Genomic DNA, 9,124 nt, shown 5'->3' with positions numbered 1-9,124 from the left:
ACTGCTGGACGGCGTGTTCCCGCTTGCGTCGAGCCTCGACCACGTGGGCCCGATCGCCAACCACGTCGAGGATGCGCGCCTGTTGTTCGAGGTGATCGCCGGGCGCACGTGTGCGCCGTTGGCTAACCCCAGACCGTTGCGGGTTGGCTGGATCAAGTCCGGCAGTTTCGGCCCGGTAGACGCGGAGCTGGATAGCCAGGTGTACCGGGCGGCGCAACAGCTCTTTGGCGAGGGGCTGCAAGAGGTCGACGAACTGGAGCAACTGTCGGCCGACATGAAAGCGACCTTGCAGGTGCTACAACGCGCGGAGGCTTTCAATGTTCACGCCGAGCGCATGCAGAGTGCGCCGCACATGTTCGAGGCCGAGGTGCGCGAACGCCTCGAGTTGTCGTGTGAAGTCCGGGGTTGGCAATACATCCGCGCACAGTCCAGCCAGGCACGCCTCAAGGCTGCGATGGCGCAGGTGTTCAAACGCTATGACTTCCTCGTCTCGCCCAGCGTGCCGATCACGGCGACGGTGGTTGATGCGCGTGAGGTGCAGGTTGGCGCGCAGGACATTGATGTGCGCGCCGCCTTGCTCAGTCATACCAGTGCCTGGAACCTCACCGGGTTACCTGCAATCAGCCTGCCGGTGGGGCTGGTGAGAGGGATGCCGGTGGGGCTGCAGGTCATTGGCGCAGCAGGGGAGGATGATCAATTGTTGAGGGTCATGGCGCAGCGATTCGCAGGGCATGCAGTGGCTTCGGAGCCCACTGAACGCTAATGCAGGATCTGCGCAAGAAAGCTCTGCGCCCTAGGGCTTTGCGGGTTATTGAAGAAGGCCTCTGGTGGGCTGTCTTCAATGATCCGGCCACCGTCGAGAAACAGCACCCGCTCCGCGACCTGCCGGGCGAAGCCCATTTCATGGGTGACACAGAGCATGGTCATGCCGGTGTCGGCGAGTTTGACCAACACATCCAGCACCTCGGCAACCATCTCCGGGTCGAGGGCTGAAGTCGGTTCATCAAACAGCATGATCTTGGGTTTCATGCACAACGCCCGGGCAATGGCCACGCGCTGCTGTTGCCCGCCGGACAACTGGCTGGGGAACTTGTCGGCCTGGTTCTCGATACCGACTTTGTTCAAGTAGAAACGCCCCAGCTCTTGTGCTTCCTTGCGCGACAGGCCCCGCACCGACATCGGCGCCAGCATGCAGTTTTGCAGCACGCTCATGTGCGGGAACAGGTTGAAGTGTTGGAACACCATGCCGATCTCGCTACGCACCTGAGCCGCTTGGCGGGTGTCCAGCGCCAGGTCGGTGTCGTTCACCCGGATATGGCCTTTCTCGGCGATTTCCAGGCGGTTGATACAGCGGATCAGTGTTGATTTCCCCGAACCTGAAGGCCCACACAGCACGATACGTTCGCCTTCGCGCACGTTCAGCTCGATGTCATGCAAGACATGGTAGGCGCCGTAAAACTTGTTCAGCCCTTCAATGCTGACCACGACATTGCGTGTGTCCGGCAACGCAGCGTTGCCGGGCAGGTGACGTTGGGTGTTTGTCGCTGGCATGGCGGTTACTCCGCAAATCAGTGGAAACGTTCTGCGCTGTAAGGCGCCGGGTCAGTAAAGGTCGGGGCGCCGGTGAGCATCTCGGCGAGCAGGCGCCCGCTGACTGGGCCGAGGGTCAGGCCGTGGTGGGCATGGCCGAAGTTGAACCACAGGCCCGGGTGATGCACCGCCGGGCCGATCACCGGGCGCATGTCCGGCAGGCACGGACGACGACCCAGCCACGGTTCGGGGTCCAGACGCTCGCCGAGTGGGTAGAACTTGCGCGCCAGGGCTTCACAGCGACTGAGCTGAATGTCATTGGCCTGATCGCTGCTCTCGGCAAACTCGATGCCCGTGGTCAACCGGATACCCTGAGCCATCGGTGCCAGGACATAGCCGCCCTGGGCATCGCAAATGGAATGCTGCAACTGTGCATCGTGCAAAGAGCTGTAGTGCATGTGGTAGCCGCGCTTGATTGCCAGCGGAATGCGATAGCCCAGTGGCTTAAACAGCTCGGGCGCCTGTGGGCCGAGCGCGATCACCGCCTGTTCGGCACTCACCGGGCCTTGTTCGGTCTGAACCTGCCAGCCGCCGTCGAGCTGTTTGAGCGTCAGCGCATCGCCCTGAATGAACTGCCCGCCGCGCTTGATAAACAGCGCGGCGTAGCCACGGGTCAGGGCCCCGGGATCGCTGACGGTTTTCGGATCAAGCCAGTGAATGCCGCCCACCGCCTGTTCGTTCAGCGACGGTTCACGCTCGCGCAATTGCTCGCCGTCCAGCACTTCATAACGCAAGCCATAAGGCTGCAAGGCATGGGCATCGGCTTGGGCCTTGATAAAGGCCGGTTGATTGCGAAACACCTCGATCCAGCCATTGGCTTTGATCAGGTCGCCCATGCCGGCGGCCTCGATCAGCACATCGTGCTCATCCACGCAGCGCTGCACCAACGGCAGCATGGCGCGGGCGGCCTGGTTCAACCTGGGCGGCGACGAGTTCTGCCAGTAGGTGAACAGCCAAGGCGCGACCTTGGGCAGGTAGCGCCAGCTATACCGCACATCGGATTGCTGGTTGAGGCCGTAACGCACCAGGCTCGACAGCTCTCGCGGGAACGCATAGGGAATCACACTGGAGCGCTCGATCAACCCGGCATTGCCATGGCTGGTGCCGTTGCCGGGTTGCTGGCGGTCGATCAGGATGACCTGAACACCACGCGCTTGCAGGTGCAGTGCGGTACAGACGCCGACAATCCCGGCGCCCAGAACGATGGTTTGGCAGTGCATGAAAAAATTCCTTGTAACGCGCCGTGCAGGCGTGGGGTAAACGACAGGCATCAGAGCAGATGGCGACCCAGTCGGGCTTCAACGCGCTTGAGCACGCGGCGGATAATTTCGACGATCAGCAGATAAAGAACGGCTGCCCACAGGTAAATCTGGAAATCGAGGCTGCGCGAGAAGGCCAGCTTGCTAACGCCCATCAGGTCGTAAATGGTCACCAGCGAAGCGATGGCGCTGGCCTTGATCATCAGAATCAGCTCGTTGCCCAGCGGGCCGATGGCGACCACCAGCGATTGAGGCAGGATGACTTTGAAGAATGTCGTTGAGCGTTTCAGGCTCAAGGCCTTGGCCGCCTCATGCTGCCCCTGGGACACCGAGAGCAGGCTGCCGCGGAAAATCTCTGCCTGATACGCCGCCGTATTCAAGGTGAAGGCCAGCAGCGTGCAAAACCACGCGTCGCGGAAAAACCACCACAGCCCGACGTCTTGCCAGAACCCCTTGAACGACCCGAGGCCGTAATACAGCAGGAACAACTGCGCCAGTAATGGCGAGCCCCGAAAGCAGTAGACGTACAGGGCGCTCAAGCGCTGCAACAGCAGGCTGTTGGACACCCGAGCCAAGGCAATCAGCAGGCCGAGCAGGGCGCCGAGGGTGAATGAAATCGCCACCAGCTTGCCCGTTACCAGCAAGCCTTCGAGCATGCGCGGGCCATAGCGCTGCAACAGGTCGAGGTCGATGAAAAACTGCGCAAAACTCTCGAGCGTCATGGTCGTGCGCTCCGCAGATGCCGATTGAAGTGCTGCTCGATAAACGCGAACACGCGCCCCGACAGGGCCGAGAAGAACAGGTAACCGAAGCAGGCCACGGCATAGAAGAACAACGGCTCCTTGGTCACGCTCACCGCCAGGTTGGTCTGGCGCATCAGGTCGACCAGAGAAATAGTCGAGACCAGCGACGTGTCCTTGAGCAGCGACAACCAGTTATTCGACAGCCCGGGCAGGGCGATGCGCACCAGTTGCGGAAACACCACTTTGCGAAAGGTCGTCGCCTTGCTCAGGCCGAGGGCCGCAGACGCCTCGTATTGACCCTTGGCGACAGTCTTGAACGCAGCGAGCCAGATCTCGCTGGAGAACGCCGCAAAGACGAAGCTGAAGGCGACCATGGCGGCCAGAAAGGTATTGATGGTGACCTGGGTTTCGTAGCCCATGGCCGCGAGTATTTTTTGTGCCGCAATCTGGCAGCCATAGTAAATGATCAGCAGCGTCAGCAACTCGGGCAAGCCACGGAACACCGTGGAAAACAGCGTGGAAAATGATCGCAGCCAAGGCTTTTTCGAGCGCGCGGCCAAGGCCAGTCCAAGCCCCAGGGGCAAGCCGATCGGCAAGCAGGCCAGCGCCAGTCCCAGGGTCACCAGCGCCCCGGCCAGCAGCGCTTGCCCCCAGCCGCCGCTGGCAAACGACAACAGCGATAGATGTTCGATCATGCTCGAACCCTCGTGAAAGGACATCGTGAAATGAACACCGGCCAACCTGCGTCCGGCCAGGGCCGGGCTCAGGCAGCGGGTGGACAGTCAGTGCTCGGAGCGGCGACGAATCAGTGGTAGATGTCGAAAGCAAAGTACTTGCTGGAGATCTTCTGATACGTGCCGTCGGCAACAATTTCATCGATGGCTTTGTTGAAGCGTTCGCGCAGCGCGTTGTCTTCCTTGCGCACCGCAATCGAGGCATCCGCCTGGGTGCCATTGACGTCGCCGAGCATTTTGCAGCAGCTCTTGCCGGCCTTGTCGATCCAGTCGGCGAGCGGGAATTTGTCGGCAATCACACCGTCGAGCCGACCCGACGCCAGGTCGCTGTTGGCCTCGTCCAGGGTCGGGTAGAGCTTCACATTGGCGCCGGCTTTGCCATACACGTCTTCGGCATAAATCGACTGGGTAGAAGAGGATTGTGCGCCGACGGTTTTACCTTTGAAGTTGGTCTGCGCGTCGCTGATGTCCGAGTCGATGGGAACCGCAACCGACAGTGGGGTTTTGTAGTAGTGACGGGTGAAGCTGATTTTCTTGCGGCGCTCTTCGGTGTCGATCATCGACGCCACGACCGCGTCATATTTCTTGGCCATCAAGGCCGGAATGATGCCGTCCCAGTCCTGCGCCACAAGGGTGCATTGGGCCTGCATGCGCTCGCACAGGGCGAGCGCAATATCGACGTCAAAGCCATGGAGTTTGTTATCCGAATCGACATAGTTAAACGGCGGGTAAGCGCCTTCAGTGGCGATTTTCAAGACGTCGGCCTGAGCGACACCGACACTGGCGGCAAATACCGCACACACACTTGCAAAGCGAATGAATCGTTTCATCGTTGCCTCTCAATCTGCTGGCCTATTGCTCTTGTTTGCTCGCGAGTGACGATGTGTAACCCACGAATTCGTTGTGTAGCGCGGCAGTTGCTTCCAAGCGTTTCTCTACATCGGGCCCGAGTTTCTTGCAGACCTCGTTGACCATCAGGTGCACCAGCGACAACATCGTCGCCGTCGATTCCCAGAAAAGATTGAATTCGGTAGGCAGGCGAAAGACCTCGTCGGCGTGCAGTTCGGCCCAATCGCAAAAGGTGTCGGTGATCAGCGTCACCGGGATGCCTGCCGCGCGGGCCTTGCGGCACAGGGTCAGGGCGTGGCGCGAATAGCGGCGCGCCTCGAACACCACCAGCGCGGTGTGTTCCGGGTTGCTCAGCAACACGTCGCCGAAATGCCCGGCAGCGCCGTCCACCACCTGCACGCCATCGCGCAGGTACTGCATCAGGTGCACCATCGAGAGGGCGATGCCGCGTTCGGTCTGAAAGCCGGCAACGAAGATTTTTGGGGTGTTTGCCAAGCGTTCGCTGACGGTATTCCAGGCGGGCGTCTGGCTGTGTTCATAGACGCGTACCAGCGCCGCGACTTCCAGTTCCAGGCTGCGTGAAGGGCCTTGCGGGTTGTGGCTCTGCTGCTGACGAAATTCTTGCAAGCGGTCGCCCACCAGCCACGGGCCATCGCCGAGGTCATCTTTCAGGTCGTTTTTCAGATCCTTGAAATGGCTGTAACCGAGTGCGCGACAAAAGCGCCCCACGCTCGATTCGCTGACCCCGAGTTTTTGGGCGATATCGGCGGCGGTCTGAAAGGGCAGCTCATGCAGGTTGGCGAGCATGTACGTGGCAATCGTCCGACCGGAAGCGGCAGCTGTCGACAGACTGTTTTCAAGACGTTGCTTGATCGGTTGGCTCACGGTACGACTCACTGTATTTTTTGCTTGCGACAGAAAATGAATGTTTTCTGTCATCAAGTCAACATTTGACAGTTTGCTGTCATGACTAGATAGTCGAATTCCTGCAACGGCCCTGGCTTTGCCCTACCTCGATCCGGGAGTTTTCACATGTCTTCACCTGCACATTCTGCTGTAGAGCCTATTGCTTTCAGCGATCTGGTCGTGTTGCTGCGCGCCATTTTCGAGCGTCATGGCACGTCGGCCGAAGTCGCTGCGGTACTGGCCCATAACTGCGCCAGCGCCCAGCGCGACGGTGCTCACAGCCACGGGGTGTTCCGGATTCCCGGCTACGTCTCGACCCTGGCCAGTGGCTGGGTCGATGGCCGGGCGGTGCCGGTGGTGGAAGATGTCGCCTCGGGTTATGTCCGGGTTGATGCGCGCAACGGTTTCGCCCAACCGGCCCTGGCCGCTGCTCGCGAGTTGTTGCTGGAAAAAGCCCGCAGTGCCGGGATTGCCGTGCTGGCGATTCACAACTCCCACCATTTCGCGGCGCTCTGGCCAGATGTTGAACCCTTCGCCGAGGAAGGGCTGGTGGCCTTGAGTGTGGTCAATAGCATGACCTGCGTGGTGCCCCATGGCGCTCGACGCCCCCTGTTTGGCACCAACCCGATTGCCTTCGCGGCGCCTTGTGCGGGAAGCGATCCGATCGTTTTCGACATGGCGACCAGTGCCATGGCCCATGGCGATGTGCAGATCGCTGCGCGTGCCGGTGAGACCTTGCCGCCGGGCATTGGTGTCGATAGCCAGGGGCTGGCGACACAGGACCCAAACGCGATTCTCAATGGCGGCGCATTGTTGCCGTTTGGCGGGCACAAGGGCTCGGCCCTGTCGATGATGGTGGAGTTGCTGGCGGCCGCGCTGACCGGCGGCAACTTCTCTTTTGAGTTCGACTGGAACCAGCACCCTGGGGCGAAAACCCCGTGGACCGGGCAATTGATTATCGTGATCGATCCGCGCAAGTCCGTGGGCGAGCGTTTTGCCCAGCGTGCCCAGACCTTGGTGGCGCATATGCATGAAGTCGGCTTGCAACGTATGCCGGGCGAGCGTCGTTACCGCGAACGCGAACACTCCGCGCAGCACGGCGTGGCAATCGCGGAGCAGGAGTTGGCGCAGTTGCGGGCGATGGCTGAAGGCTGAGGCGGTGTACGACCGGCAGGCGTTGCCGCGACCGAACATGATGCCCTGAGCCTCAGTGCCGCGCGGCCTGGGCCTGAAGGCGAAACTCACTGGGGCTGCACTGGGCGTGCTTGCGAAAAAAACGGCTGAAGTAGCCGACATCGGAAAACCCCATGCCGTGGGCAATCTGCTTGACGCTTTGGGGCGAATGGGCCAGTTCGCGTTTGGCTTCGAGGATCAGTCGGGCGTTGATCAAGGTCATGGGGGTCATGCCGAGTTGTTCATGACACAGCCGGCCCAGGGTGACCACGGTGATCCCGAGGAAATTGGCGTAGTCGTGCAGCGAAAGGTGTTCGCGAAAGTGCCGGTTCACCCGTTCGCGGAAGGCGATCATCTGCTGGCTGCGTCGATCGTGACGGTGCGCATGCAGGTCGTGGGTGTGCTCGCTCAGGCGCAGCATCTGGATCACCAGCGCGAGCAGCAATGACATGCTGCACGCGACATGTTCCCGGCCGCGACCGTGATACTCCTCGTACAAGGCCCGATACAGCGGCTCCAGCGGATTGTCGGCCGGTTCCCAATGCGGCAGGGCGACGACGCAGGGTTTCTGGATCTGCGCCAACAGGCCCGGGGAGAGCACTTGGACGATGCTTTCCAGCGGGTGTTGCACGGCGGTGATCACATGGCCTTCGACCCGTCCGTGCCAGGCGAAGCCATGCACGATCTGCTCAGGGATGAACAGCAGGCACGGCGCCTTGACCTCGACCCGCTGGTTGTCCAGCAGCACCTCGCCTTCGCCGCTTTGCAGGTACAGCATCTGCAACAACCCGTCGTGTCGATGGGCGGCGATCTCCCAGTTATAGGCGCCGGAGCGCAGGGAGATCGACTCGACATGCAGGGAGTCGTGCCATATCGGCGCCGCCGCCTCGCCGTACAGGGCATAGCTGGGAATCTTGTTCATTATTTTTATAGTCTACGGGCACGAGTTTTCTACCTTAGCGAAGAATCCGCGCGTTGGGCAATTTGCCGCAGATTTGTCGTAAAAGTCTCGACGGTTGAACGTTTTGTCCATTCTTGCGCGCCGTCCCACGCTTCTATCCTGAGCATCGCCTGCGGCTTCCCGTGCAGTGGGCGAACTGTCTTGAAATGCGTGTTGGAGATAACAATGAATAATAACGACCTGCAGAAAAGCTGGCTGAGCCTCGATTCCATGGTTTGTGTGCTCACCGGCGCGGCCGGCGGTATTGGCGCCGCGATTGCCACCGCGCTGGTGCGCCAGAACGCCCATGTGGTGCTGCTTGATCGCGACGAACACAAATGCCGTGAACTGGCCGCCGAGCTGGCGCAAAACAGTGCAGCGGATGTCTCTGTGCTGCACTGCGATATTGCCGATCCCGTCAGCGTGCAACAGGCTGCCGAGCACGTGCAGGCGCTCCATGGGCGCTGCGATGTGCTGATCAACAACGCCAGCGTGCTGCAGGCCGGGGCGCTTGAAGAGCTGACCCTGGACGAATGGAACCGGGTGCTCTCGGTCAACCTGACGGGCTATCTGCTGTGTGCCCAGGCGTTCGGGCGGCTGATGCTGGCCCGGCACAGCGGCAGCATCGTGCACATTGCGTCGATCGCCGCGCATTACCCGCAAACCTTCAGCGGCGCCTACAGCGTCGCCAAGGCTGGGGTCGCCATGCTCTCCCGGCAGATAGCCGCGGAGTGGGGGCCACGGGGCATTCGCAGCAATGCCATTTGCCCGGGCCTGATCCGCACGCCGCTGTCGGCGGCGTTCAACGCCAACCCGGAATACCGCCACCCGTTCATGATCGACCGCGAAGTTAAGCGTGTGGGTTATGTGGTTGTGAGCAGTGACCGTGGTTTGTGCGGTGGTTTGAATACCAACCTGTTCAAGGCCCTG

The 9,124-nt window shown here is 60.9% G+C and carries 10 protein-coding genes; 3 read left to right on the top strand and 7 right to left on the bottom strand.

What is annotated here, in order from left to right; all coding sequences use genetic code 11:
• Window positions 1-763: amidase family protein (locus L9Z73_RS19380; RefSeq protein WP_247404195.1), on the top strand; the 763-nt coding region annotated here is incomplete at its 5' end.
• Here the strand turns inward: L9Z73_RS19380 and L9Z73_RS19375 are convergent.
• The 6 genes from L9Z73_RS19375 to L9Z73_RS19350 all read right to left on the bottom strand — a co-directional run bounded on the left by L9Z73_RS19375 (window position 760) and on the right by L9Z73_RS19350 (window position 6,060).
• Entirely contained in the window at window positions 760-1,551 is a 792-nt protein-coding gene (locus L9Z73_RS19375; protein ID WP_276193787.1) for an amino acid ABC transporter ATP-binding protein, read from the bottom strand. The two genes, L9Z73_RS19380 and L9Z73_RS19375, sit on opposite strands and share 4 nt — an antisense overlap.
• Window positions 1,552-1,568: 17 nt before the next feature.
• Window positions 1,569-2,810: an NAD(P)/FAD-dependent oxidoreductase gene (locus L9Z73_RS19370; RefSeq protein ID WP_247404191.1), complete on the bottom strand. Its 1,242-nt coding sequence runs from the start codon at window positions 2,808-2,810 to the stop codon at window positions 1,569-1,571.
• Between the two features lie 50 nt (window positions 2,811-2,860).
• Entirely contained in the window at window positions 2,861-3,571 is a 711-nt protein-coding gene (locus L9Z73_RS19365; protein WP_247404188.1) for an ABC transporter permease, read from the bottom strand.
• On the bottom strand, window positions 3,568-4,287 hold the full coding sequence (locus L9Z73_RS19360) for an ABC transporter permease (RefSeq protein WP_247404186.1): 720 nt from the start codon (window positions 4,285-4,287) through the stop codon (window positions 3,568-3,570). Before L9Z73_RS19360 ends, L9Z73_RS19365 begins: the two co-directional genes overlap by 4 nt.
• Window positions 4,288-4,397: 110 nt before the next feature.
• Complete coding sequence (locus L9Z73_RS19355; RefSeq protein WP_247404183.1) at window positions 4,398-5,156, bottom strand: transporter substrate-binding domain-containing protein; 759 nt, start codon at window positions 5,154-5,156, stop codon at window positions 4,398-4,400.
• Between the two features lie 22 nt (window positions 5,157-5,178).
• Complete coding sequence (locus L9Z73_RS19350) at window positions 5,179-6,060, bottom strand: MurR/RpiR family transcriptional regulator (protein WP_247404180.1); 882 nt, start codon at window positions 6,058-6,060, stop codon at window positions 5,179-5,181.
• A 147-nt stretch (window positions 6,061-6,207) separates the two neighbouring features.
• Between L9Z73_RS19350 and L9Z73_RS19345 the strand changes: the two genes are divergently transcribed.
• Window positions 6,208-7,236 (top strand): Ldh family oxidoreductase, encoded by a 1,029-nt coding sequence (locus L9Z73_RS19345; protein ID WP_247404177.1) that lies wholly within the window; start codon window positions 6,208-6,210, stop codon window positions 7,234-7,236.
• Window positions 7,237-7,288: 52 nt separating this feature from the next.
• Here L9Z73_RS19345 and L9Z73_RS19340 read toward each other — a convergent pair whose 3' ends face one another.
• On the bottom strand, window positions 7,289-8,176 hold the full coding sequence (locus L9Z73_RS19340) for a helix-turn-helix domain-containing protein (protein WP_247404174.1): 888 nt from the start codon (window positions 8,174-8,176) through the stop codon (window positions 7,289-7,291).
• A 204-nt stretch (window positions 8,177-8,380) separates the two neighbouring features.
• On the opposite strand from L9Z73_RS19340, the gene L9Z73_RS19335 reads away from it, so the two are divergent.
• The coding region (locus L9Z73_RS19335; protein ID WP_345894174.1) for an SDR family NAD(P)-dependent oxidoreductase at window positions 8,381-9,124 on the top strand (744 nt) is incomplete at its 3' end.

Source organism: Pseudomonas emilianonis (assembly GCF_023072625.1).
GTDB lineage: Bacteria > Pseudomonadota > Gammaproteobacteria > Pseudomonadales > Pseudomonadaceae > Aquipseudomonas > Aquipseudomonas paraveronii.
The sequence above is the reverse complement of the archived record's forward strand: the minus strand, read 5'-3'. Positions and strand labels throughout refer to the sequence as shown.